General features: G+C 50.3%; 24 protein-coding genes. 12 read left to right on the forward strand and 12 right to left on the reverse strand.

Going from position 1 to position 23993, the window contains the following annotated elements:
* Window positions 1–48: 48 nt before the first annotated feature.
* Window positions 49–687, reverse strand: a complete 639-nt coding sequence (locus K3G39_RS04555; protein WP_220624991.1) for a porin family protein — start codon at window positions 685–687, stop codon at window positions 49–51.
* Between the two features lie 208 nt (window positions 688–895).
* Window positions 896–3148: a Tex family protein gene (locus tag K3G39_RS04560; protein WP_220624992.1), complete on the reverse strand. Its 2253-nt coding sequence runs from the start codon at window positions 3146–3148 to the stop codon at window positions 896–898.
* 238 nt (window positions 3149–3386) lie between these two features.
* Here K3G39_RS04560 and K3G39_RS04565 point away from each other — a divergent pair, with 238 nt between their 5' ends.
* The 4 genes from K3G39_RS04565 (at window position 3387) to K3G39_RS04580 (ending at window position 6647) form a co-directional block, all read left to right on the forward strand.
* Window positions 3387–4736 (forward strand): neutral/alkaline non-lysosomal ceramidase N-terminal domain-containing protein, encoded by a 1350-nt coding sequence (locus tag K3G39_RS04565; RefSeq protein ID WP_220624993.1) that lies wholly within the window; start codon window positions 3387–3389, stop codon window positions 4734–4736.
* A 212-nt stretch (window positions 4737–4948) separates the two neighbouring features.
* A complete protein-coding gene (locus tag K3G39_RS04570; protein WP_220624994.1) occupies window positions 4949–5188 on the forward strand; it encodes a hypothetical protein in 240 nt (79 codons plus the stop codon).
* A gap of 143 nt (window positions 5189–5331) precedes the next feature.
* Entirely contained in the window at window positions 5332–5916 is a 585-nt protein-coding gene (locus K3G39_RS04575) for a hypothetical protein (RefSeq protein WP_255593974.1), read from the forward strand.
* 134 nt (window positions 5917–6050) lie between these two features.
* Window positions 6051–6647, forward strand: a complete 597-nt coding sequence (locus tag K3G39_RS04580; protein WP_255593975.1) for a hypothetical protein — start codon at window positions 6051–6053, stop codon at window positions 6645–6647.
* 88 nt (window positions 6648–6735) lie between these two features.
* Here K3G39_RS04580 and K3G39_RS04585 read toward each other — a convergent pair whose 3' ends face one another.
* Complete coding sequence (locus K3G39_RS04585) at window positions 6736–7224, reverse strand: peroxiredoxin (RefSeq protein ID WP_220624995.1); 489 nt, start codon at window positions 7222–7224, stop codon at window positions 6736–6738.
* Between the two features lie 137 nt (window positions 7225–7361).
* Between K3G39_RS04585 and K3G39_RS04590 the strand changes: the two genes are divergently transcribed.
* The 5 genes from K3G39_RS04590 to K3G39_RS04610 all read left to right on the forward strand — a co-directional run bounded on the left by K3G39_RS04590 (window position 7362) and on the right by K3G39_RS04610 (window position 12655).
* Window positions 7362–8054: a glycosyltransferase family 2 protein gene (locus tag K3G39_RS04590; protein ID WP_220624996.1), complete on the forward strand. Its 693-nt coding sequence runs from the start codon at window positions 7362–7364 to the stop codon at window positions 8052–8054.
* 19 nt (window positions 8055–8073) lie between these two features.
* Window positions 8074–9555 (forward strand): cellulose synthase family protein, encoded by a 1482-nt coding sequence (locus K3G39_RS04595; RefSeq protein ID WP_220624997.1) that lies wholly within the window; start codon window positions 8074–8076, stop codon window positions 9553–9555.
* Window positions 9552–10910: a hypothetical protein gene (locus K3G39_RS04600; RefSeq protein ID WP_220624998.1), complete on the forward strand. Its 1359-nt coding sequence runs from the start codon at window positions 9552–9554 to the stop codon at window positions 10908–10910. The genes K3G39_RS04595 and K3G39_RS04600 overlap by 4 nt, the downstream gene beginning before the upstream one ends.
* Before the next feature lie 181 nt (window positions 10911–11091).
* The gene (locus tag K3G39_RS04605; protein ID WP_220624999.1) at window positions 11092–12117 is read left to right on the forward strand and encodes a hypothetical protein; all 1026 of its coding nucleotides are present in this window, start codon (window positions 11092–11094) and stop codon (window positions 12115–12117) included.
* A 121-nt stretch (window positions 12118–12238) separates the two neighbouring features.
* Window positions 12239–12655, forward strand: coding sequence for a hypothetical protein (locus K3G39_RS04610; RefSeq protein ID WP_220625000.1), 417 nt, complete (start codon window positions 12239–12241; stop codon window positions 12653–12655).
* A gap of 84 nt (window positions 12656–12739) precedes the next feature.
* On the opposite strand, the gene K3G39_RS04615 is transcribed toward K3G39_RS04610, so the two are convergent.
* Entirely contained in the window at window positions 12740–13423 is a 684-nt protein-coding gene (locus K3G39_RS04615; protein ID WP_220625001.1) for a DUF2461 domain-containing protein, read from the reverse strand.
* A gap of 203 nt (window positions 13424–13626) precedes the next feature.
* Here K3G39_RS04615 and K3G39_RS04620 point away from each other — a divergent pair, with 203 nt between their 5' ends.
* Window positions 13627–14793, forward strand: coding sequence for a murein L,D-transpeptidase (locus tag K3G39_RS04620; protein ID WP_220625002.1), 1167 nt, complete (start codon window positions 13627–13629; stop codon window positions 14791–14793).
* A gap of 3 nt (window positions 14794–14796) precedes the next feature.
* Here K3G39_RS04620 and K3G39_RS04625 read toward each other — a convergent pair whose 3' ends face one another.
* From K3G39_RS04625 to K3G39_RS04645, 5 genes are read right to left on the reverse strand one after another with little or no spacing between them, the layout of a single operon-like run.
* Complete coding sequence (locus K3G39_RS04625) at window positions 14797–15402, reverse strand: TIGR04282 family arsenosugar biosynthesis glycosyltransferase (RefSeq protein WP_220625003.1); 606 nt, start codon at window positions 15400–15402, stop codon at window positions 14797–14799.
* Entirely contained in the window at window positions 15395–15913 is a 519-nt protein-coding gene (locus K3G39_RS04630; RefSeq protein ID WP_220625004.1) for a rhodanese-like domain-containing protein, read from the reverse strand. Before K3G39_RS04630 ends, K3G39_RS04625 begins: the two co-directional genes overlap by 8 nt.
* Window positions 15914–15920: 7 nt before the next feature.
* A complete protein-coding gene (gene arsS, locus K3G39_RS04635) occupies window positions 15921–16985 on the reverse strand; it encodes an arsenosugar biosynthesis radical SAM (seleno)protein ArsS (protein ID WP_220625005.1) in 1065 nt (354 codons plus the stop codon).
* 3 nt (window positions 16986–16988) lie between these two features.
* Entirely contained in the window at window positions 16989–17324 is a 336-nt protein-coding gene (locus K3G39_RS04640; protein ID WP_076422597.1) for an arsenosugar biosynthesis-associated peroxidase-like protein, read from the reverse strand.
* A gap of 59 nt (window positions 17325–17383) precedes the next feature.
* A complete protein-coding gene (locus K3G39_RS04645) occupies window positions 17384–18004 on the reverse strand; it encodes a DUF2064 domain-containing protein (protein WP_220625006.1) in 621 nt (206 codons plus the stop codon).
* A gap of 256 nt (window positions 18005–18260) precedes the next feature.
* Here K3G39_RS04645 and K3G39_RS04650 point away from each other — a divergent pair, with 256 nt between their 5' ends.
* Window positions 18261–19625: an NAD-dependent succinate-semialdehyde dehydrogenase gene (locus K3G39_RS04650; protein WP_220625007.1), complete on the forward strand. Its 1365-nt coding sequence runs from the start codon at window positions 18261–18263 to the stop codon at window positions 19623–19625.
* A gap of 20 nt (window positions 19626–19645) precedes the next feature.
* Here K3G39_RS04650 and K3G39_RS04655 read toward each other — a convergent pair whose 3' ends face one another.
* On the reverse strand, window positions 19646–20410 hold the full coding sequence (locus K3G39_RS04655; RefSeq protein ID WP_220625008.1) for a YdcF family protein: 765 nt from the start codon (window positions 20408–20410) through the stop codon (window positions 19646–19648).
* Between the two features lie 65 nt (window positions 20411–20475).
* Entirely contained in the window at window positions 20476–20697 is a 222-nt protein-coding gene (locus tag K3G39_RS04660; protein WP_220625009.1) for a DUF2905 domain-containing protein, read from the reverse strand.
* Window positions 20698–20809: 112 nt separating this feature from the next.
* Here K3G39_RS04660 and K3G39_RS04665 point away from each other — a divergent pair, with 112 nt between their 5' ends.
* Window positions 20810–23257 carry a type IA DNA topoisomerase gene (locus K3G39_RS04665; protein WP_220625010.1) on the forward strand — a complete coding sequence of 816 codons (2448 nt, stop codon included), beginning with the start codon at window positions 20810–20812 and terminating at the stop codon, window positions 23255–23257.
* Window positions 23258–23297: 40 nt separating this feature from the next.
* Here K3G39_RS04665 and K3G39_RS04670 read toward each other — a convergent pair whose 3' ends face one another.
* The gene (locus tag K3G39_RS04670; RefSeq protein ID WP_220625011.1) at window positions 23298–23699 is read right to left on the reverse strand and encodes a hypothetical protein; all 402 of its coding nucleotides are present in this window, start codon (window positions 23697–23699) and stop codon (window positions 23298–23300) included.
* Between the last annotated feature and the right edge of the window lie 294 nt (window positions 23700–23993).

Genomic DNA, 23993 nt, shown 5'->3' on the forward strand with positions numbered 1-23993 from the left:
GCAGCCTCTTAGAGGCTGCCTTGTGCTATACCTCTGAAATTGGAATGACTATTTTCCGAACAGGTAAGCTACAGAAACGCCTAGTACGCGGTTTCTGGATTTGCTTTCACCAGATTCTACTTCATAAAGGCTAGATAAGCCTAATCCGTAGCGCACGTCTAGGTTAAGAGCTCCTGCACCAAGATTGTAAGCCAAGCCCACGCCAAAGCTTGCGCCCAGTTCCACTCTATTATCTTCGTCCTCAAATTCGTAGCTCTCACTGGCTTCGGTACTCGCAATTTTCATGGATGTTTTGCCACTGATCCAGTAACCTGCAGTTGGGCCACCTGTTACAAAGCCTTTTACCTGCTCTGAACCAAAAGTAATTTTAGCGAGCACAGGTACCTCTATGTAATTGCTGGTACCTTTGATGTAGGCATCACTGTCACCAATTTTGTAGCCCTTCTGAGTGAAAAGAAGCTCTGGCTGAATCGAAAGCAACTCACTTACTCCAAAATTGGCTACTGCACCTACTTGTAAACCTGGAGTATACTTCAGCTCATCCTCCATTTCGTCTCCCTCTCCATCTGAAAGGCTGATCTTTGAGAAAGTAGCGCCTACACGTGGTCCGAAAGAAACAGATTGCGCCATTGTCGTAAATCCTATACCTACAGCAAATAGCAGCGAAAGTAAAAATTTGATTTTCATAAAAATGTTTGGTTAAAATGTGCGCAAAACACACCATAAATATTCGCATTACAAAATATATCGCAGAACTAATGTTTATCCATTAATTGCAGACAATCTTCTTCCGAGATATTATGCCGCACTTATATGATAAATAAAAGGAAGGACACGGCACAAAAAAGCCCCGGCGTTTACCGAGGCTTTTAAGATAGTTGTTACAAGGTATAGCTTATTTAAACTTGCCTTTCAGCATAGCCAGTTTGGCTGCAAAATCATTCATTGGCTCCTCTTCGCGCTTGGCACCACCTTTCTTGCCACCACCTCCAGCTGGTCTTGCTGCAGCCGGATCGCCTTTCATGCTCAAGGAAATGCGCTTGCGCGGCACGTCCACTTCCAGCACGGTTACCTCTACCTTCTGCCCAACCTTCACCACATCATGCGGGTTCGTTATGAAGCGGTCTGACAGGTGGCTTACGTGAACCAGTCCGTCCTGATGCACCCCAATGTCCACAAAGGCACCGAAAGCAGTGATATTGGTCACGAGACCCGGCAGTTTCATACCTTCTCGCAGGTCTTTCATCTCGTTGATGCCTTCCGTAAAGCTAAAGGCTTCAAAGGTCTGGCGCGGGTCACGACCCGGCTTGGCAAGTTCGCTGATGATATCTTGTAGAGTTGGCAAACCTACGGTATCAGTCACATAGTTTTTCAGGTTGATCTGCTTGCGCAGGTCTTCTTTCTGAATCAGCTCCTGCACACTCACGCCCAGGTCTTTGGCCATCTGCTCTACAATCGGGTAACTTTCCGTGTGCACGGCAGAGGCGTCGAGCGGGTTTTTGGCGCTGCGAATACGCAGGAAGCCTGCTGCCTGTTCAAAGGCCTTATCGCCTAAGCGCGGCACTTTCTTGAGTTCAGCACGTGTACTAAACGGTCCGTTTTGGTTGCGGTAGTCTACAATGTTCTGCGCCAGCGATGGCCCCAGACCCGACACATAAGTCAGCAACTGCTTGCTGGCCGTGTTCACTTCCACACCTACGGCGTTCACACAGCTCATCACCACGTCATCCAAAGAGTGCTTCAAGGCGGTCTGGTCTACGTCGTGCTGGTATTGCCCAACCCCTATCGACTTTGGATCAATTTTCACGAGTTCAGCCAAGGGGTCCATCAGGCGACGACCGATGGAAACGGCTCCGCGCACCGTCACATCCTGATCAGGAAACTCTTCACGCGCTACGTCAGAGGCAGAATAAATAGAAGCGCCGCTTTCGTTCACCATCACTACCTGCACCGAAGCCGGCAGTTTCAGACTTTTCACGAAGGCCTCTGTTTCGCGGCTGGCGGTACCGTTGCCAATGGCAATGGCTTCTACCTCAAAACGGGTCACCATATACCTGACGGCCTGTGCCGCTTCACTTTCCTTATGCTGACCGGTGTGCGGGTAGATCGTTTCGTTGTGCAGCAGCTTGCCCTGCTTATCCAGCACCACCGATTTTACGCCGGTTCTGAAGCCCGGATCAAGCGCCAGCACGGTTTTTTGACCAAGCGGCGAAGAGAGGAGCAGTTGGCGCAGGTTGTCGGCAAATACACGGATCGCTTCTTCATCGGCACGTTTCTTTGAGGTCAGGCGCACTTCCGTTTCCATGCTCAGCTTGAGCATGCGCTTATAGCAATCTTTAGCAGCTAGCTTCACTTGTTGCGCAGCGGCATTGTTGCCTTTCACGAACATGCGCTCCAGTCGCTCAAGGGCTTCTTCTTCGTCTGGCTGGGCACTGAGCAGCAGTACCATTTCGGTTTCGCCGCGGCGCATTGCCAATATGCGGTGCGAAGGAGCTTTCTCGATCGGTTCTTCCCACTCAAAATAGTCTTTGAACTTCTGTCCTTCTTCTTCCTTGCCCATCATCACACGGCTCTTGAAAGTGCCTTTCTTCTCGAAAAGCTGGCGCATGGTGGCACGAGCCTCAGCATTCTCGTTCATCCATTCGGCCATAATATCGCGGGCACCGGCTAAGGCTTCCTCGGCATCTTTTACCTCTTTCTCTTCGGATATGTATTGAGCGGCCTCAGCAGTCACGTCTATGTTTTCCTGCTCAAACAGACGCTGCGCCAGTGGCTCCAGTCCTTTTTCGCGGGCGATAGTGGCACGGGTACGGCGCTTCGGTTTGTAGGGCAGGTAGATGTCTTCGAGCACGGCCATGGTCTCAGCAGCCATGATGCGCGCTTCCAGCTCCGGCGTCAGCTTTTCCTGATCTCTTATAGATTTAAGGATGCTTTCGCGGCGCTTGTCGAGCTCACGCAACTGTTCCAGACGATCGCGCACGGCGGCAACCTGTACTTCGTCGAGCGAGCCGGTGGCTTCTTTTCGGTAACGGGAAATGAAAGGCACAGTGGCGCCTTCGTCCAGCAAGGTTGCCGTGGCTTCCACCTGCTTAATGGTGATGGAAAGCTCGGTGGCAATCTTGATTAAATGGTCAACGTTTAATTCCATGTATTTGGGTAAAGAATAATCTGACTGTAAGGCGGAAAAAAGCACAGCGGAAGGTATAAACTCAGCCCTTCCTGATTCTCCCGCACATTTCCCCGGTCTTAAGGTATACCTGTTTGCCTAAGGAACGTCAAATTTAAACGATATTGCCTGAAAGCGAAACATCTGACGCTTGTAAATTGACCTGAGACCCTAATTGGCTGTCACACTGTTTGCTAAATATTTTTATACCTTCGCAGGCTTGAGATTCCCGATACATAATACATTCCGCCTGTGGGTGCTGCTCAGTCTGCTGCTTTGCACGATGCAGAGCTGTGTAGTGCAGCGCATCGACCACACGCCGTATGCACAGACCGACTACTACCACCATACCCTGCAGGAGCTCGAAAAGCAACCTCCAGTTGCGAGTAAAAACGATTCGCTGCAGGTTGGCTGGGCTAAAGTGAACATCACCCCACCTGTTGGTAGTCCGTTGGCGGGCTATGGCAAACGCAAAGGGCTCAGGTATAGCGCCGTGCACGACTCGGTGTGGGTGCGCACATTCGCGTTTGACAACGGCCAGACAGAAGTTATTTTCGTCGCACTCGATATGCTCATTGCTCCCATGACAGTCGCTGCTGCATTGGAGAAGGAATATGCAGCCTTAGGCTTGAGTCCCGGGCAGGTATACCTGAGTGCAACCCACACGCATAGCAGTTTCGGGGGCTGGGGACAGAAGTTGGTGGGAAAACTAATGGCAGGCAGGTATAGCAAGCAGCTGGTGCAGCAGACCACCGCTCATATCGTACAGTGTATACAGCTGGCCCGGCAAAACAAGCAGCCCTCCCAAATCGGTTATAGTAAAGCCTATGCCCCTCACTTAGTTCGCAATCGTCTGACGGGCTCCTTAACTGGTAGAGATACCACCATCCGCTTCTTCAAAATAGAACAGGATTCCTGTAAAACGGCCGTCCTGGCTACTTTTGCAGCACACCCCACCATTCTTCCTTCCATGGATGCGGTGCTTTCGCGTGACTATCCGGGAGAATTGGTAGACCAGCTGGAAAAAAGTGTGGACTTTGCTGCTTTTGCGGCTGGTGCGGTGGGTAGTCAGGCTGTGATGGCACCGCATGGCGATACGTATGAGAGCACAGCTGCCGTGGGGCAGGAACTGGCGGCAGCCATATTGGAGAAGCTCCCGGCAGTTGAACTGACCCAAACGGCCCGCCTTGGCTATGCCAGGCATTCATTGCTGCTCCCCAAGCCACAGTGGCGCCTGCATACCAACTATCGCTTTGCCCCTTTCCTGTTTAACCGGCTGTTCGGCAAATATCCTGCTTATATCAATAGTATGCAGTTGGGCGAGGCGGTGCTTTTGGGCGTTCCGGCTGATTATTCGGGCGAGCTATTGCCTCTGCTTGAGCAACGGGATTTACCTGTGGTCGTGACCGGGTTCAATGGCGGGTACATCGGGTATATCACACCTGACCAGCACTATCAAATGAAGAAGTATGAAACCCGGTCCATGAATTTTTACGGGCCGCATAGCGGAAGCTACCTCACAGATATTCTGAGCAGGATCATACAACAATACAAGCTTCAGCAGCCTTAGTAATTGGTCTTTCACAAGCAGAAAGGTATATACCTGATACTGGCATTTTCTTCTTTTTATACCTGATCAACCAGATAAATACAATATACCATTTCCATATAACTCATATTCATATCATTGTATTGAAATTGTTATAAACAAAACAGCAGCTATCCGGGTTTAAATAACATGGGGCTTATAGTTCTCATTTTGTGTTACTTAAATCTTCGATAATGGAAACGTATTTGCCAGATATAGCTAGTTTGTTCTTTTTTCTAACTTTTACTGTTTATTCTTTGCTGGTGATCTTTATGCTGGTATGGACCTACCACGATGCAGAAAGCCGCGGTGTGATGGGATGGCTGGTAATTATTCCGACTTTTCTGACGGGTACCCTGCTGGGCGTAGTGCTCTGGCTGATGATCAGACCGGCACCGAAACCAGAACCTGTCTGGGTAAGGGTGCGCGAGTAAGTGATATGATGATGTTTAGTTGAACAGCAGCCGGGTTTATACCCGGCTGTTTTCATTTTATACCTGCCTCATGGCACTAATCTGCGTTTTCTACACTATCAAACGGATTAAGTTCGTTAATTTGCAGTATAGCCTACATACCTATGAAGTCAATTCGCTTACTCCTATACCTGTCGCTGTTCGGGGCCTCCTTTTCGCTCAGCTCCTGCAACGACTGCGAAACTACAGTGGCCCAGTTTGAAAACGGCGACAGCAACTGGACCGTTTATAACTCCGGCGACACCCTCGAAATGGTTGACAATGGCACAACACCAGACTCCATTCGCGTGTTTGTGAATACCCGTGTTAACTCCGATCCTATACCTGGCGATGGTTTTGGTCCGGCTGATGTCTGCATTGAGCAGTACTATACCCGCCGTACCAGCGTAATGCAGCACAGCGACCGACGTTTTCCGGCCTTAACAGTGATAGCTGTGCGCATGCCCGACTCTATTCGCGTGAGCCTGGTAGTAGCCGGCAAAGCAGAACTTCCGATCCCGAATATCGACACGCCGGATCATGCTACTTACCCACTCGAGGGTGTGATTTACAGCGATGTGTACGATGTCGTTAATCCCGACAGTAGCGCGACTGGGGTAAGTCGCATCCTGTTCAACCGCGAGTATGGCTTTCTGCAGGTTGCCTATCTGAATAAACGTACCCTTACGCGGCTTCCCCCCACACCCTAAGCCTCTGAATTAAGTTACAACAATTATTTTTGCAACTGCTTGCAACGCTTCCCCCCCAAATTGACTCCTACCTATAGGTATAGCTATACCTGACACAAAGGAACAATTTACCATTACAAACAAAATTCACCCTAATGACACAAAGTATTAAACTGGCAGGCGTATTTATACTCGCAACCCTGCTTTTTACCTCTTGCAAAGAATGCGAAACTACCACCACCCAATTTGATGAAAAAGATGTAGAATGGCTTGTTTATGAACGGGATGACACCGTCCGCTTTCTAAACGAGATAGGCGACACCGTAACCTATGCCAACACCGCGCTGGTAGCCGACCATGTACCCGGCGAAGGCTATAATATTTCTGATAACTGCATCGGCCATTTTGATATACAGGCTTACAGTGTCATGCAAGACATTGCAAGGAGTAGCACAAGCACAAGCACAAGCACCAGCAATAACCCAGGCATCATGACCTTTTTCTTAAAGCGCGAAAATAGCCTGGAAGTGTCGCTAGCCGTGGATAAGCTCGGGGAGTACAAACTAAACCATACCCAGCCTGCCTACCCTGCTGTGGAGGTAAATGGTGTGGTGTATAACGATGTATACGAAGTGCTTAACAACGATGCCAGCAAGGTGACCAACCTGAAGCGCATTCTGTATAACAAGCAGAGCGGCTTTTTGAGCCTGGAGTTTCACAATGACAGGAAACTGGAGCTGATCTTCGAATAAGAAGCTATACCTATAATAAAGCTATACCATAGCAAAGGCCCGGTGGCGAATAACACCGGGCCTTAGCATTTATAAGGTTTTACAAATTTTAGACGTACTGGGCCACGTTATCGTGGTTGATGTCGTATAACACATCCAGTACCTGCTGCACGTGCTCAGCCGGCTTTGAAAGCGAGTTGAACACATACTGCACTTCCCTTTTTTTGTCGATCACATAGATGGAACGGCCCGGCATGATGCCGAACTTGCGCGGCACACCATACAAATTCCGGATCTGGGCGTCGCAATCGCTCAGCAACGTAAAAGGCAGCCGATACATCCGCTCGAAGCGTTTGTGGGCATCGGCCTTGTCGTAGCTGATGCACACGACCTCGGTACCCAGTTCCTTAAACGTTTCGTAGTGATCCCTGAACTCACAGGCTTGTTTGGTACAATCGGTTGAACTGTCCTTCGGGTAGAAGTACAGCACTACGTTTTTCGTCTTCAACAAATCGTAAAGCCGGAAAAAGCCACCATCCAATCGCTGCAATTCAAAATCAGGAGCTTTGTCTCCAATCTTAACTACATCTCTACCCATAATATAAAAAAGTGCTAATCTCTAAAAGCCTTCCGATTGCCGAAAGGTTCAATCCGCAAAGGTAATATTCTTATTCCCACAAAAGCTATACCTGATCCTACATAGCTTAGCATATTTTTTTTGCACAAATTTGCACCATGTTCCGAATCTCCGTCATTATACCTGCCTACAACGAAGAAAAATCGATCGCACACGTTATCAAGGACATACCTGCCAAACTGGTACAGGAAGTGATCGTGGTAAACAACAACTCATCGGACAACACCTCAGAAGCTGCCCGGGCAGCGGGCGCCACCGTGCTCCACGAGCCCCGTCCCGGGTATGGCAACGCCTGCCTGAAAGGTATAGCCTACGCTGCCGCCAAGCCCGCACAGGAGCAACCCGACATCATCGTTTTTCTGGACGGTGACTACTCAGACTACCCGGGTGAACTGCCGCAGGTGGTGCAGCCCATTCTGGACGGAAAAGCCGATCTGGTAATTGGTTCGCGGGTGTTGGGACAGCGGGAAGCAGGCTCGCTGATGCCACAGCAGATCTTCGGCAACTGGCTGGCTACTACGTTGCTGCGCTGGCTCTATGGCGTCCGGTATACCGATCTGGGACCTTTCCGGGCCATCCGGTTCAGCACCCTGCAGCAGCTAGGCATGCGCGACCGAAATTATGGCTGGACCGTGGAGATGCAGGCGCGGGCGGCGAAGCAGAAGATCAGGTATGCGGAGGTGCCCGTAAACTACCGTAAGCGCATCGGCGTGTCCAAGGTATCGGGTACGGTCAAAGGCTCCGTGCTGGCCGGGTATAAAATTTTATTGACTATATTTAAGCTCCTGTAGCCTTAACCAGCGCCACCACATGACAATCCCTCAGCTTCTTCTTGTTGCCGTGTATGGTCTTTGTCTGGCCTTTATATTCTCCTACAGCCTGGTGCAGCTGCACCTCACTTACCTCTTCTGGACCCGCCGGAAAACGATGCCTGCTCCGGAGGCTATACCTGACGAAAGCTATACCTGGCCAGCGGTAACAGTTCAACTCCCGCTTTACAACGAACGCTATGTGGTAGAGCGCCTGATTGACGCTGTGGCCGCCCTCGACTACCCCCTTCATTTGCTGCAGATTCAGCTGCTCGATGACTCCACTGATGATACAAGCGAGCTGATCCGGCAAAAGTTTGATAGCTATGCCAGCACCGGCCTGCGCCTGGAGCACGTGCGGCGCCCTGACCGAAATGGTTACAAAGCGGGTGCCCTGCAGTATGGTTTGCAGCAAGCTACCGGGGAGTTCATTGCCATTTTCGATGCCGACTTCGTTCCGCAACCTGACTTTCTGAAGCGCACCATCCCTGCTTTTGATCATGAAAAGGTGGGCGTGGTACAAACCCGTTGGGGTCACCTGAACCGAGACTACTCGCTGCTCACCCGACTGCAGGCCTTTGGGCTGGATGCACACTTTACAATAGAGCAGGTTGGGCGCAACAGCGGCGGGCACTTTATCAATTTCAATGGTACGGCTGGAGTATGGCGCAAAAGCTGTATCATTGACGCCGGCGGCTGGCAGTCCGACACGCTGACCGAAGACCTGGACCTGAGTTACCGCGCCCAGTTACGGGGCTGGCAATTCCGTTACCTGCAGGACGTGAACGCTCCCGCCGAACTTCCGGCTGCCATGGGAGCGCTCAAGTCGCAGCAATACCGCTGGACCAAAGGCGCTGCCGAAACTGCTCGCAAACACTTGGGCAAAGTGCTGCAAACTCCCATGCCGCTTTCTACCCGACTACACGCAGTTTTCCATTTGCTCAACAGCAGCATATTTGTCTGCGTGCTGCTCACGGCCCTGCTCAGCACACCGATGCTATACCTGAAACACGGCGTGCCGGGACTTGAACTCCTTTTTGCACTCGGCTCCCTTCTGATCATCAGTCTGCTGGCTCTGCTGGTTTTTTACTGGACATCCCGGTATCAGCAAACTGGCTCGGCATGGCTCACCACCAAGCGCTTTATACCTGAGTTTTTCCTGTTTTTGTCTCTTTCGATGGGGATGTCGCTGCACAACACGGTGGCGGTACTGGAAGGCTACCTGGGCCGTAAGACGCCCTTTATCCGAACACCTAAGCACAACTTGCAGAACCGCCGCGACTCCTGGCGCCAGCACGCCTACGCCATCACCAGTCTCCATCCGGTTACCTTGCTGGAGGGGTTGCTGACAGTTTATTTCGGGTACGGTATCCTGGTAGGATTTCGGTTGCAGGATTATGGTCTGATGCCGTTCCATGTAATGCTGATGCTCGGTTTTGGCTCCGTTTTCGTATACTCGCTCAACCACAGCCGCCGCGCATGACCCTCGCCCGAAAGCACATTGCAACTTATTCCTTGCTGGGAATATCTGCCTTGGTATACCTGGCACTAGGCTACGCGACGCCACGCGAGAACTTCACACAGTTGCTCCTGCTCACTTTACTGGCTTTCGGTATATATGCTTATGTCACAAACCAGAAGCTGAACGTATGGCACGGCATCGGGGCCGGTCTGTTTTTCAGATTGCTGTTCCTGTTTGCTATACCTGCGCTGTCCGACGATTACTTCCGTTTTGTGTGGGACGGGCGACTGTTGCTGGCTGGTGAAAACCCCTTCCTATACCTGCCTTCGCAGTTTGTGGGTAAAGAGGCAATGGCTATACCTGGCCTCACGGCAGAACTGTTTGTGCAGCTCAATTCACCGAACTACTATACCTTATACCCACCGGTACTGCAGGGTGTTTTCTGGCTGGCAGCGGCGCTTTCCCCTGAAAGCCTGACGGGGAGTATGCTCGTGATGCGGGTTATTATTCTGCTTGCGGAGACTGGCTCCATCCTGCTTTTGCTGCGCCTTCTGCGCCGCATGGCCCTGCCCGACCGCTACGTGCATATTTACGCCCTCAACCCGTTGGTGATACTTGAGTTGACCGGCAACCTGCACATGGAGGCGCTGCTGATTTTTTTCCTGCTGCTCACCCTCTACCAATTGCATTTCCAGCGATATCTTATTGCGGCAGTGCCGTTTGCTTTGGCCATTGCCAGTAAGCTGTTGCCTCTGATGTTCCTGCCTTTTGTGTGGCGAAAGTTTGGCCTGAAGCGCTTTATCGGCTTCGGAGTAGTGATGGTAGTTGTATTAGTGCTGCTTTTTCTGCCGTTGCTTTCGCTGGAGGTGCTGCGCAACATCTGGCAAAGCATCGATCTGTATTTTCAGCGGTTTGAGTTCAATGCCAGTATCTACTACCTGCTCCGCTGGCTGGGCTACCGCTTGACAGGTTATAACCAGATTGCCGTGATCGGTCCTTTGCTCTCGCTGGCGGCACTGGTCGTTATTTTGTCGATGGCAGCGGTGAAAAAACTGGGCTCCGTGCGCAGACTGGCCGGTTACATGGCGGCAGCCCTCACCATATACCTGCTGCTGGCCACCACGGTGCACCCCTGGTACATCACCACACTGGTTGCCCTTACCACTCTGAGCCATTTCCGTTATGCAGTGGTTTGGAGCTGCCTGGCTATTTTCAGCTACTCCGCCTACCGCACCAGCGACTATACCGAAAACCTCTGGCTTGTAGCGCTGGAGTATACCTTGGTTGGGCTTTGGCTGCTTGCTGAACTATACCTGTATCGCCAGCAAAAAAAGCACGCTAACCTGCCCCGGCAAAGTGTGGCACAACCACAGTGATTTTAAGAGCCTAACCCGGTAAAAGCGTTTGGATGAAGTCTGAAACAATGCTAAACTGACTGGGTGATTTTCGCCCAATCCATTGCAAGATGATCGAGGATGAAATGTGTACAGTAATGCCATTCATAGTACAGATAGTGGGAATAGGTACTCCTGCTATACATTAGTAGTACAAAATTAAATGATACTCTTTAACAGGATACATAATCCAGCCTCTTTCGATACCAACTCAATAGAATCTGACTTGAGTGATGGTAAAACTGTTGTCATTCAGTTTTCAGAAAGAGTCTATGATGACAAGCTTCTTGCTGAGCTTAATGTGCTGTGCGCAAGGAATAGCGAGCTACTCGAGATTAGGTTCTATGGGCATTATGAAGATAATGGATACTTTGACTGCCAAATTCTTGAAAAGCTGCCAGATGTGAAGTCCCTGTTTGTGGATTGCCTTTACCATGCAAAGAACTTGGCTTTCTTAACAAAACTGAAGCATCTTCATACCCTCAGCCTTGGTTTCTTTGAGCTAAAAGAGACTGAAATCTTAAATTCTGAAAATTTAAAGTCACTTCAAAAGCTATTGCTTTCTGACACAAGGACTAAAGCCTTGAACTTAGAATACCTGAGAGAGTATCAAAACCTTAAGTACCTGATTTGTTGCAGTCACACCAAAAACATTGGAGCAATCGGTGAGCTTAACAACTTGGAATACCTATCACTAAACTCAATAAGCAAATCACCTATCGGCTTTGTAAATAACTTAAAAAAGCTAAAGACTCTGAAATTGATATTGGGAGGTAGAAGCGATATCAATGAAATTGAAGCCAACGAGATTGAAGAACTTGAAATCATACGAGTAAGAGGCTTCAATGAGTTAAAGAACATTACCCGCTTTAGAAAGCTAAAGAGGCTCCGAATTGAAGACCAGATTCAGCTAACTGAACTGGTCTTTGACAAGACGCTTCATCATCTTGAAGAAGTAGCTATTCTGAATTGCAAGTCCTTCTCCCTTTTGGACGGATTAAAGAAATTAGAAAGACTCAGAAGGTTATGGATTTATAAGACTGGACTTGACTTTGACAGTTTAGTTGAGAAGCGAATACCAGAATCATTGCAAACATTCGGCTTTTATACTTCAAGAGTGAAAATAGATAAAGAGATACAAAGCAGAATTAAGGCGTTAGGTTATCAAAACAGACTAGCAGAAGTATAAGAACAAATTTGTACAACAACACCTTTACGCAGCTCCGCCGCCTCATGGCCAAGTCCGTTTCACAATAGCCAAAGCATGAAAGCTTTCGTATTTCAATTTGATACTCATCTCCTATTGAAAGATGCATACAAAGGTCCCGAGTTTAATTTTAACGTCTGCCCTGTTTCTGATAAACACAGACATTTGTCAACCAGCAGGCGTAGGCACGAAGGGAGGTGAAAACCAAAAGGAAAGCATTCTGCTGTCGAGATACGGTGCTTTTATAGAGGAGAGTGAGTTTTTAGCTCCAGGAGGAATCATCACCGTTACTGATTCAAAACTCATTTTTACTCCTGTCAAGACATTTCTTCGCAAGCAAGTAAGCATCACAGAGATTCCTCGAAGCGAAATAGCAGCGGTGAGAAGGACAAATACCTTTGGGATCGTGCCGAACGGTATTGTATTGCAACTCCAGAACGGTTCAAGTCAGAAGCTTAAAACGATTATCTTGAGAAGGAAAAAGCTTTATCACCTGCTTTTAGACCAAATAGAAAGATAAGTTGTGCAGGTGAAAAACAATGAACCCATCGAAGCTCAGGCAGTAAGTTCGGTTCAGACTCAGCTATTGGTTTTACAAAGCCTTTTACTCTTGCCCAATATCCCGCAGCGGCGCTGTCAGGTAATCATTAAACGGTTTCACAGCTTTAAAACCTTCCAACAAAGTGTTCATAAAATCTTTGCTGAGTACTACTTTATCGGGTAGTGGCATGGTGGCGTTCCAGCTTTTGAATCGGAGGTACTCAATGGCAGGGTTGTCTTTGTCGTACCCTTTTGGTGTAGTTTTGAGTTGCTCGCCCTGTATACCTCCAAAACGGTTTTTGAAGTCAGGTGCCTGAATGATACGCTGCAGTTCATCAAGGTTATAGTCAATTTCCTGTCGCACGGCTTTGAGATAGTCTGCAGGCGGCATCCACAGCCCCCCGGCCAGAAAAGAGTTATTGTTGGCGGCCAGGTGCAGGTAATAGCCCGGTAAAATAGACTTGCGCCCTCCCTCTGCTACATATGCTCCGAAGTGATCTTTGTAAGGACGCTTGTCGTTGGAAAAACGTACATCGCGGTAAATACGAAACACCAGATCCTTGCCCTTCTGCCCGATCGCCACGGGTTCAAAAAGAGCCATTTCCTCCATCAGTTCATCCAGAAAATCCTGGTAGTTTTTGCGGGCGGCATCGTAGCGCTTCTTGTTTTCCTGAAACCACTCGCGGTTGTTGTTTTGCGTCAGATCGGCCAGAAAGGCCAGTGTGCTTTTGTCTATTGTTGTTGCCATGGACTAATTTGTCGTACTTTCAGCGATACCTTGGGCTATTTATACTCCCCGGCAGGAAGCTTTGTTTATAGCCTTTGCCGATAAGCTAATTTATACCTTTGCGGTGAGCAAACCAATTGCAGCTGTAAGATGTTAATAAAGAGATAAATACGCCTTCTTTTAATCGATTGCGTAGACCCAAAAACAACGCTGAACCAACGCCCATGGCACGCCTGCTTTTTCTGATATCGCTGCTACTATACGCACTGCCAGGTATAGCCGCCGATTCTACGGAGGTATGGCTGCTCGTGCCGGACCAGAAACAACAGCTCCGCCAGGCCATTGCGCAATACGAAGAAATAGGCAACCATACCTGGCATACCTTCCCCAATAACCTGCTGCTTCGCCCCGGCGACTCCAGCCGCCATACCTCCGGCCTGCGCGCTAACCTGCTCCTGACCGGCGACCTGGCAAGCACTGATACTGCCGAAAACGCGACGCACTATACCCGCCAGTTGGCAACAGCTGTGGTGCGTTTTCAGGCCAGGCACGCACTTAAGGCAGACAGCATTGTTGGCCCGCGCACGGTGGCTGCCCTCAATGTACCTCCCCTCCAGCGACTGCGGCAGTTGCAGAACAGCCTCTACCGCTGGGAAGCATTCAGCCGTGATTTGCCCCAGCCTTACCTTATCGTCAACATACCGGATTATACCTTGCGCCTGATCGACCAGGACAGCGTGCAGCTATACCTGCGCACGATTGTAGGCAAGCCTAAACTGCCTACAATCGTCAATCATACCAAGCTACATACCATCGTTTTCAACCCGTTCTGGTATATCCCCAACTCCATCGCTTCCAAAGAGATACTGCCAATTCTTAAACGCAACCCCGGCTACCTGGCCAGTCGCGACATGGAGCTTTTCCGGCCTGCTGCACTGGGAGGCTGGCAGAAAATAAGTCCCTGGAGTGTGGATTGGAGCATGGTGAGCACGTCGAGCTTTAATTACAGGATAGTGCAGGTAACCGGGGCGCATAACGAACTGGGGCACATGAAGTTTCTGTTCGATACCCGCGTAAGCCAATACCTGCACGATACAAAAGACAGGCACCTGTTCTCACTCGAAAAAAGGGCCTTCAGCCATGGCTGTATACGTTTACAAAACCCTGACCACCTGGCGCTATACCTGCTGCAGGAGCGAAGCGGCCTTTCTGACCAACGCATCGAAAAAGTGATGGCATCTGACAAAGACGAGCAGTTCATCCGACTCAAAAAGCCGGTGCCCCTGATTATTGTCTACATGACGGCATGGGCCGACGAGTCTTCGGTTATCCAGTTTCGGGAAGATATTTATGGGTACGATGAGCAGGAGGAGGTAAAGCTGGGGCAGTAAGTTTCAGCACAGATCCGGCCAGTTTTCCTGCAGGTCTTCCAGTTCATCTACATCCGAAAGGGCGGGAAGCAAGGTATGGCTGAGGTGCAGCCGCTCAATGTCGTGGAGCGTGTCGGGAAAAACGTGCTCGGTGCTCCAGCGTTTGTTCTGAAAAAACTCCGGGTGCAGTCGCTTCATGCCAAGCAGGTAGTAGCCGCCGTCCAAAGCCGGACCAATCACCACTTCGTGCGTTTTCAGCGCTTCAAATGCCTGGTTGATGATCTCGGAAGTGAGTTGCCGACAATCACTCCCGATAATGACCACGGAGGCATAACCTTCTGCAAAAGCTTCTCTAAAAGCCTTCTCCATTTTCTCGCCCAGGTCACCCTCCGGGTGCTGGCGTTTTTTCAGGTATAGCTGCGCGGGCCAGAGGTCGTCCTGCTCTACTTTTTCAGAATAGTACACCAGTTTGTCCATGGGCAGGTGCTGGGTAATGTCGCGGGTATGGCGGAGCAGGTGCAGGTAAATGTCGAGCGCCGTTTCGGGTCCTACACTGGCTGCCAGGCGGGTTTTCACCTTGCCCAACTCCGGATTTCGAACAAAGAGCATCAACAGGTTTTTCTCAGTCATATACTTTCTCTCCTTCGCGCAGCCATATACCCCAGGCGCGGGTGTAGCCATGCACTTTTGTAGTTTGGCCTTGCTCGTTGTACACAGGCAGGCTGTGGTTCACCCACTCAAACAAGCCGCCATACAGATTTCTAACATTGGTATACCCTGCGGCCTGTAGCTGCTCGCCTATTTTTTCGCTGCGGTAGCCGACAGCACAGTATATCACAAGGGGTGTATTTGGGGGTACGTCTTTCAGGTCAGAAAGGTCAAAGTCTGCATAGCCCACATACCTGGCCCCGGGAAGATGGCTTACCTCATACTCACTTTTGCTGCGGGTGTCGAGCAGTAGCGGTGCTATACCTTGCTCTAGTTGCTGCTGCACTCGCGCTACCGAAATGGTGTCGACGCTATGACTATACAGCTGCCGGAGCATCAGGTGATAAGCTGCATCCGGGGGCTGTTTGCAGGCTGAAAGGAGCAGGCAAAGCGACAAAGTCAGGTATAGCCGATGATGCCAGGTATAGCGCATAGTCAGATCAGGTAGTGGAACCGCCGCAGCTGGAGCCGGCGCCAGCCGTGCAACCGTAGCAGTGCTGGTTCAGCATGATCTGCCGCTGGTCAAGCTGCGTCAGGTCGAAGTCGCGGATATGCTGTGGGGTGCCGGGCTGTACCTTGAGCTCAAGCATCTGGTTAAAGTCACAGTCATACAGACCGCCGTCCCAGCCAACCGAAATGGTATTGCGACACATCACATTAGCTGCCGCCACGGGGTTAAAGGCTGTCACTAGTTTCTCCATATAGCTGCTGTAGTTGCCGCTTTCCACCAGGTAATCGAGGTAGCGGCTGACCGGCAGGTTGGTGATGCAAAACAGACTGTTGAACACGATATCGTAGCCACTCTTCAGTCGCCGCTTAAACTCCGCCTCCAGCGATTTTTGACTGGCTGGCAGGAAAGCCCCTGATGGATTGTAGACTAGGTTCAATTCCAGGTCACTTCCCTCCTGTCCGTAACCGACCTGGTTGAGCATTTGCAGCGCCTTAATGGATTTCTCAAATACGCCGTCGCCGCGCTGGGCATCGGTGCGGGAAGCTGAAAAATAGGGAAGCGAAGATACCACCTGCACCCTATGTTCCTTGAAAAACTCCGGCAGATCGTGATACTTCGGGTTAGCCAGAATGATAGTGAGGTTGCAGCGTACGATCACTTGCCGCCCCATGGCTGACAGCTCCTCCACAAACCAACGAAAATCCGGGTTCATCTCCGGCGCACCGCCCGTCAGGTCAACCGTGCTGAGTTGCGGGGATTTGGCCAAGGCATTGAGGCAGAGCTGCATCGTGTCGCGGGTCATAATCTCTTTGCGGTCCGGACCGGCATCTACGTGGCAGTGGCGGCAGGTTTGGTTACACATCTTGCCCACATTCACCTGCAAAATAGAGGTGCCGGTGGGCTGTAGCGGGTATAGCTTGTGCTCCTGCAACTTGGCTCCAAAAAGTGGAAAATCGCCTTCCTCGGTTCCCGCATGCTGCAACACCTCCAGTTGAAAAGCCGGATTGGCAAACGGGTGGTGTTGCGCCTTCAGCGATTTAACAGGTATAGGCATGGGCTACATCGTCAGGTCCTTGATCTTGTTCATCATCTGCACGCCGTGTACCAACGCAGCGCCTCCTTTAATAGCAGCGGCCACGTGCACGGCTTCCATCATCTGGTTTTCATCGGCGCCTTTTTCGAGGCAGTCGGAGGTATAGGCATCAATACAGTAAGGGCACTGCACCGCATGTGACACCGCCAGGGCGATCAGGGCTTTTTCGCGTTCGGTCAAGGCGCCTTCCTTGAAAACTTCACCGTAGTAATCGAAAAACTTGCGGCCCATCTCGGGCTGCAATTCCGATATGTTTCCGAATTTCTTCAGGTCTGCCGGATTGTAATACGTATTATCCATAGAAAAATAAAGGCTTATTTACCTTAAAGGTAACAAGAAACTACAGACTAGGGTTTTAATTAGCTCAGAATAGCGCTGAGTTGTCTGTGCAGATGATGGTATACGGGAAGGATGTTTAACTGGCATGAAAGGTCGGTTCCATCTCCTGCTTCAGTCTTTTCGTCGAGCACCGTGAGGCTGCCCATGCTGGCTTGCATGCGGTACCCATAGAGCACCAGTTCGCTGAGCAGTTCGTCGGTTTGCCAGTTGAGCATGGCCAGTGCCTCCGGGTCGAAGCTGTCGATGTGCAGGCCTACCAGGTAGGCGCCGCCGTTCGTACCGGGGCCAACCACCATACGTCCTGTGCTAAGCGCCTCCTGTGCCAGCATCAGGTCAGTCGAAGTCAGGTCCACACAGTCGGAGCCAATGCAGATAACACGCTGATAGCCCATAAAATACACCTCCTGAAAAGCATTGGCCAGGCGCTCTCCAAAATTTCTTCCCTCCTGTCGCTCCGGATAAATAACCACTAAAGGTATACCCGATCCTTTGGCCACAAACAAGGTATGCTGCAGCAGCAGATCAGCTGTTTGCTGGTTCATTTCTGGCCCCTGCTCCTCTGTGAACGTATGATAGCGGACCTGTTGCTCAGAAGTCTGGGCGAACAGCAAAATAACGGTATCGTGTTGAGGCGTATTCAAGGAGGTGGTTTTAAAATATAGCGCGTGCCTTTCAGAATAAAATCCTGCCGGTGCTCTAACAGGAAGCAATTTAATAAGAAACCTGGGATATAAAAGGGAATATTCGCGAATGAGGTAACAATATACGCAAAATCCCGCAAATAGCACTTTATCAACATATTTTTAAACCTTATTTTTATCAGCTTAGTACCTGCGGCGGCACAAATGGCCTGACTTCCGTATATTTACAGCACACCTCACCAAAAATCTGAATCGAATGGCTATACAAACCATAAACCCCGCTACCAACGAAATCATCAAAACGTTCGAGGCACATACCTCCGATCAAGTGGAGCAAAAACTGAAAGCAGCCGATAAGGCCTTCCGGCAATGGAAAAACACCGGTTTTGACGAAAGGGCCCGCCTGATGAACCGCTGCGCTGATATTCTGGAGCAGGAAGCCGAAAAGTATGGTCGCATCATAACGCTGGAGATGGGCAAACCCATCAAAGACTCCATTGCCGAGGTGCAGAAATGCGCCAAGGTATGCCGCTACTACGCAGATAATGCCGCTGATTTCCTCAAAGATGAAGAAGTCGAATCCGGAGCCAGCCGCAGCCTGATCGCCTATGAACCGCTGGGTGTAGTATTGGCAGTGATGCCCTGGAATTTTCCGTTCTGGCAGGTTTTCCGCTTTCTGGCCCCTGCCCTGATGGCGGGCAATGTAGGTGTGCTCAAACATGCCTCCAATGTGCCGCAGTGTGCCCTGGCCATCGAGGAGATCATCCACAGGGCCGATTTTCCGAAGGATGTGTTCCATACCCTGCTGGTCGAGTCAAAGGCGGTCGATGCGATCATTGAAAACCCTATTGTAAAGGCTGTAACCCTGACCGGCAGCGAAGGCGCAGGCTCCAAAGTAGCCGAGAAAGCGGGCCGTGAGATCAAGAAAACGGTACTGGAACTGGGCGGCAGCGACCCCTTTATCATTCTGGAGGATGCGGACCTGGAGGAGGCTGCTGCTGTTGCCGTAAAATCGCGGATGGTGAACACGGGCCAGAGTTGCATTGCCGCCAAGCGCTTTATTGTGGTGGAAGGTATAGCCGATAGCTTTCTGGAGAAAATGAAAGCGAAAATGCAGTCCCTCCGCACCGGCGACCCGCTCACCGAAGACTGCGACTACGGTCCGCTGGCCCGCAAAGACCTGGCCGAGGAACTGGAGCAGCAGGTACAGGAGTCGATCCGGAAGGGCGCTAAAGTAGTGCTGGATGGAGGCCGTGAAGGCAAGGACTCTGCCTACTTCAAACCAATGATCATCCAAAACCCTAAACCCGGATCCCCAGCCTACGAAGATGAGCTGTTCGGCCCGGTTGCCATTGTGTTTGTGGTGAAAGACGAAGCTGAAGGCATTCGGATCGCCAATGATCACAGGTATGGACTGGCAGGCACTGTGTTCACGAGCGACAAAGAGCGCGGCTTACGTGTGGCCCGCCAGGTAGAAACAGGTGCTATGTTCGTCAACACCATGGTTGCCTCCAGCCCCGAAATGCCTTTCGGCGGCATCAAAAAATCAGGTTACGGCCGCGAACTCTCCTACGTCGGCATCCGCGAATTCACGAACCAGAAGAGTATTTGGATTGGCTAAACTGTTAGTAGGTTGAATTGTTAATTATACCCCACCACCTTGTACACTACATATCCGGTTATTTCGTGGATGAGACGGTGCCAGAGGCGGAAGGAGTCGGGATTGGGTATAAACAGTTCGTCGGGGGTGTAGCGGATTTCTGAGGTATAGAAGTCTGTCGGAAAAATGTCCGTTTCTATACCTGCTTTATCAAAACAGGCTTTGGAGCGGCGCATGTGGAAGGCAGAGGTTACGAGCAGGCGACGCTTCATCTCAGGATGATTCTGCAGCACATCGCCAGTGAAAATCGCATTCTGGTAGGTATTATCACTGCGGGTTTCGATGATAATATCTTCTTGTGGCACACCTGCCAGCAGCAAAATCTCCTGCAGCATTTCGGCCTCTGGCCGGCGGTCCAGCGCGACGGTACCTATACCTCCCGTGATCAGAAATTTATTCACCCTGCCCATGCGGTAGAGCTTGAGCGGATGCAGAAAGCGGTCAGCCCCCTTATTCGTGTGCACCCGGTCATCTGCAAAGCCGATGGCCTGTGTTACACCTGTCAGGATAATGGCTACATCGTAATTATCCACTTGCTCCAGCGGCACTGCTTCCAGCTCCCAGGCTCGCATGGTGACATTCGCCAGAAATGGATTGGAAAAAACCAGCAACAGCACAGTAGCCGAAATCAGCATGATACGTCGCCATTTGGTTGATCGCAGGAAAATGGCCAGCAAAAGAAGCACCGCGATCCAGATGATGGGCATCAGGAAATATTGCAGCAGCTTGGAGAGCACAAAAAACATAGGGTTTCAGGTATAGCAGAAGCCGCAAAGGTATAAAAGCAGCTGCATCCCTGAAAGGCTATACATTAAAAGAACCGCCGGAGCAACCAAAGCAACAGCGAGAGCAGAATGCTGATCAGAATCATACTCGTGATGGGCATGTAGAACTTGAAATTCTCCCGCTCCACTCGAATATCGCCGGGCAAATTGCCAAACCAGCCCAGTTTGTCCCCAGCCAGCCAAATGACCAGGCCTATGACAACAATGGCTATACCTGCGATCACAATGTATTTCCCGATCGGCTGCATATTTCTATTTTAAGTGGGTCTGCCTTTGCTTACGGCAAAGCAAGTTTAGGGATTTATACCTTAAAAGCGTAAATTTGAATGTTAGAGTCAACGTAAAATATCCCCTTATACCTTGAAAGTCTGCATTGCTGAAAAACCGAGTGTCGCGCGTGAGATAGCCAACGTAATTGGTGCCAAAACCAGAAAGGATGGCTATTACGAGGGCAACGGCTACCAGGTCACCTGGACTTTCGGCCACTTCTGCACGCTGCGTGAGCCCGACGACTACCGCCCCGAGTGGAAGCGCTGGAGCCTTTACGACCTGCCCATGCTGCCGGAAAGGTATGGCATCAAACTGATGCAGGACAAGGGCGTGGTGCAGCAGTTCAACATCATCAAAAAGCTCCTCGACAAGGCCGAAGAAGTAATTAACTGCGGTGACGCCGGGCAAGAAGGGGAGGTGATTCAGCGCTGGGTGCTCACCGAGGCCAACTACCGCAAGCCTTTCAAGCGCCTTTGGATTTCCTCGCTCACCGAAGACGCCATCCGCCAGGGGTTTGCCCGACTGCGCGAAGGGTCCGAATTCGACTCGCTCTACCAGGCCGGCAAAAGCCGCGCGATCGGCGACTGGCTTCTTGGGCTGAATGCTACGCGACTTTTCACGCTTAAGTATGCGCAGGGCAGGCATACACTCTCTATCGGCAGGGTACAGACTCCTACCCTTGCCATGATCGTGAATCGCCACCACGAGATCGCCAACTTTGTGCCGCAGGCTTACTGGGAGCTCAAAACCGTATACCGTGACACGACTTTTTCGAGCACTAACGGCCGTTTTCACAAAGAGGAGGAAGGCCAACAGATACTAGCCGCCATCCAGCAGGATGAACTCACCATCACCGACATCGAAACCAAGAAAGGTACCGAGAGTCCGCCTAAGCTGTTCGACCTGACCTCGCTCCAGATTGAATGTAACAACAAGCTGAGCATGTCGGCCGACGAAACGCTCAAAACCATCCAAAGCCTCTACGAGAAAAAGGTGGTTTCTTATCCGCGTGTTGATACTGTGTTTCTGCCAGATGACATTTACCCGAAAATCCCGGGTATTCTGCAAGGTCTCACCAATTATCAGCAGGAGGTTGCGCCTTTGCTACAGAGTAAGATCCGGAAGAGCAAAAAGGTATTTAACAACAACAAAGTAACCGACCACCACGCCATTATACCTACCGGCGCACAAGCTAGTCTTTACGGACGGGAGGCCGATGTATACGACATCATTACAAGGCGCTTTTTGGCTGCTTTCTATCCGGACTGTATCGTGAGCAACACCACCGTAATGGCGGAATCGGCTGGCTATACCTTCCGGGTGCGCGGCAAGCAGATTCTGGAGCCGGGCTGGCGTGTGCTTTATGGTGCTGAGGACGTGAAATCGGACAGCAATACTGGCAAGGACAATAAAGAAGACGAAGAAACAGCAGGTATACTACCCAACTTCGAGAAAGGCGAGCACGGACCGCATGCGCCATTGCTCGATAAGAAATGGACGAACCCACCAAAAGAGTATACTGAAGCGACCCTGTTACGTGCCATGGAAACAGCCGGCCGCCAGATAGACGATGAAGAGCTCAAGGAAGCACTAAAAGAAAACGGCATCGGCCGACCTTCTACCCGTGCAGCCATCATCGAAACACTGTTCAAGCGCCAGTACATCCGCAAAGACAAAAAGAAGATTATACCTACCCAAATGGGCATCGACCTGATCGGTGTGATCCGCAACCAGACGCTGAAATCGGCAGAAATGACCGGGCAGTGGGAGCGCAAATTGCGTCAGATCGAAGGCGGCTCTTTTAAAGCCGAAGCTTTTTTGCAGGAGTTGCAGGACTTTGTGGTGAGTCTGGTGCAGGAAGTGAAATACGATAAGGCCACCGTGACCATGGAGGCCCAGCCTGACCCTACTCCTGCTAAAGGAGGAGCTGGGAAAGAGAAAACCACCGCTAAAAAACCTAAAACCTCTGCTGAGGCTATACCTGGCAAAGGCCTCGGCTCCTGCCCTGCCTGCGGCGAAGGCCATATTCTGAAAGGCTCCAAAGCGTACGGTTGTATCCGCTATAAAGAAGGCTGTCGCTTCCTGATACCGATTGAGCAGCAGGGCAAAACCCTAACCGACAAACAGATCACGGCCTTGCTCAGCAAAGGCAAGACCGCGGTGATCAAAGGTTTTAAAGACGAACAGGGCAATAGTTTTGACGCCAGCCTGAAGCTGGATGGCAATAAGCAGGTGGTACTGGAGAAAGCGGAGAAAACACCGGAGGTGGACCCTTTCGCGACCTGCCCACGGTGCAATCAGGGCAGTATGCTCAAAGGCTCCAAAGCCTATGGCTGCAGCCGCTTTCGGGAGGGCTGTCAGTTTGTAGTGCCCTTCGAGATAGGCGGCAAACAACTCACCGATAAACAGATCGGTACTTTGCTCACCAAAGGCAAAACCGGTAAAATAAAAGGCTTTACGTCAGCCAAGACCGGCAACAGTTTCGATGCAGCCCTGACCATCAACGACAACTGGCAGGTTGTATACCTGCTGAGCTAACCAGCAGTGCGGCTGCAGGTATAGCCAGCAGGTATAAGCCTTACTTTACTGAGAAGAGCACTTCGTCCGTCGAAACATTCGTACGGAAATCAGTGGCGTTAATCGTTAAGGTATAGTCGCCCTGCGGCAGTACGTTTGCATTCAGCAGCGTGTCAAATTCAAGAATCTTTTTATCTGGCAAGGTCGTGAAGTTGATGTGATCTGCATCACCACCTACAGCCCGCACACGCACGTGTAACTCCTTCACTTTGTCTTTGTCAGAAGCTGTCAGCTTGATGCGCAGCCCTGATGACTTCGCAAGCTTTTGGTTCTTAGTAGGATTCCGGATCGTCAGAGCGGGATTTGAACCATCCGGCTGCAGGCTTCCATCTTCAAACACATCTTCACACGCTGTCAAAGCAATGACAGCTACCACTGAGGCCAGCAATTTTGTAAGTTTCATAAGAATGTAATAGAGAAAAATAGGCTTAAGGCCTGCAATTTACTAAATCAATGTAATTTACAAAAATAAAAAAATACAAAATATACAATAGACAGATCAGAAGTGCATTAATAACCAACTACCTAATAAAGGCTTAATCAATTAAATTACAGCAAGATAAATAAACACATACAGATTTAACAAACCACAACAACTTTAATTAATTCAATTTAAGCTATATACATACACTTTGTTTATTAATATTTTAATACAATTTATGATTTCAAATATTTTGAACATAGGCTGTGTTATACC

Origin of the sequence: Pontibacter sp. HSC-14F20 (assembly GCF_019599265.1) — a bacterium.
Taxonomy (GTDB): domain Bacteria; phylum Bacteroidota; class Bacteroidia; order Cytophagales; family Hymenobacteraceae; genus Pontibacter.

Excerpts from the sequence above, each read along its gene's own strand:
- K3G39_RS04605 (WP_220624999.1), top strand. The coding sequence starts at position 11,092 with ATGATACTCTTTAACAGGATACATAATCCAGCCTCTTTCGATACCAAC.
- K3G39_RS04600 (WP_220624998.1), top strand. The coding sequence starts at position 9,552 with ATGACCCTCGCCCGAAAGCACATTGCAACTTATTCCTTGCTGGGAATA.
- K3G39_RS04580 (WP_255593975.1), top strand. The coding sequence starts at position 6,051 with ATGACACAAAGTATTAAACTGGCAGGCGTATTTATACTCGCAACCCTG.
- K3G39_RS04655 (WP_220625008.1), bottom strand. The coding sequence starts at position 20,410 with ATGTTTTTTGTGCTCTCCAAGCTGCTGCAATATTTCCTGATGCCCATC.
- K3G39_RS04660 (WP_220625009.1), bottom strand. The coding sequence starts at position 20,697 with ATGCAGCCGATCGGGAAATACATTGTGATCGCAGGTATAGCCATTGTT.
- K3G39_RS04625 (WP_220625003.1), bottom strand. The coding sequence starts at position 15,402 with ATGACTGAGAAAAACCTGTTGATGCTCTTTGTTCGAAATCCGGAGTTG.
- K3G39_RS04610 (WP_220625000.1), top strand. The coding sequence starts at position 12,239 with ATGCATACAAAGGTCCCGAGTTTAATTTTAACGTCTGCCCTGTTTCTG.
- K3G39_RS04620 (WP_220625002.1), top strand. The coding sequence starts at position 13,627 with ATGGCACGCCTGCTTTTTCTGATATCGCTGCTACTATACGCACTGCCA.
- K3G39_RS04670 (WP_220625011.1), bottom strand. The coding sequence starts at position 23,699 with ATGAAACTTACAAAATTGCTGGCCTCAGTGGTAGCTGTCATTGCTTTG.
- K3G39_RS04590 (WP_220624996.1), top strand. The coding sequence starts at position 7,362 with ATGTTCCGAATCTCCGTCATTATACCTGCCTACAACGAAGAAAAATCG.
- K3G39_RS04570 (WP_220624994.1), top strand. The coding sequence starts at position 4,949 with ATGGAAACGTATTTGCCAGATATAGCTAGTTTGTTCTTTTTTCTAACT.
- K3G39_RS04560 (WP_220624992.1), bottom strand. The coding sequence starts at position 3,148 with ATGGAATTAAACGTTGACCATTTAATCAAGATTGCCACCGAGCTTTCC.
- K3G39_RS04615 (WP_220625001.1), bottom strand. The coding sequence starts at position 13,423 with ATGGCAACAACAATAGACAAAAGCACACTGGCCTTTCTGGCCGATCTG.
- K3G39_RS04650 (WP_220625007.1), top strand. The coding sequence starts at position 18,261 with ATGGCTATACAAACCATAAACCCCGCTACCAACGAAATCATCAAAACG.
- arsS (WP_220625005.1), bottom strand. The coding sequence starts at position 16,985 with ATGCCTATACCTGTTAAATCGCTGAAGGCGCAACACCACCCGTTTGCC.
- K3G39_RS04595 (WP_220624997.1), top strand. The coding sequence starts at position 8,074 with ATGACAATCCCTCAGCTTCTTCTTGTTGCCGTGTATGGTCTTTGTCTG.
- K3G39_RS04555 (WP_220624991.1), bottom strand. The coding sequence starts at position 687 with ATGAAAATCAAATTTTTACTTTCGCTGCTATTTGCTGTAGGTATAGGA.
- K3G39_RS04640 (WP_076422597.1), bottom strand. The coding sequence starts at position 17,324 with ATGGATAATACGTATTACAATCCGGCAGACCTGAAGAAATTCGGAAAC.
- K3G39_RS04585 (WP_220624995.1), bottom strand. The coding sequence starts at position 7,224 with ATGGGTAGAGATGTAGTTAAGATTGGAGACAAAGCTCCTGATTTTGAA.
- K3G39_RS04630 (WP_220625004.1), bottom strand. The coding sequence starts at position 15,913 with ATGCGCTATACCTGGCATCATCGGCTATACCTGACTTTGTCGCTTTGC.
- K3G39_RS04575 (WP_255593974.1), top strand. The coding sequence starts at position 5,332 with ATGAAGTCAATTCGCTTACTCCTATACCTGTCGCTGTTCGGGGCCTCC.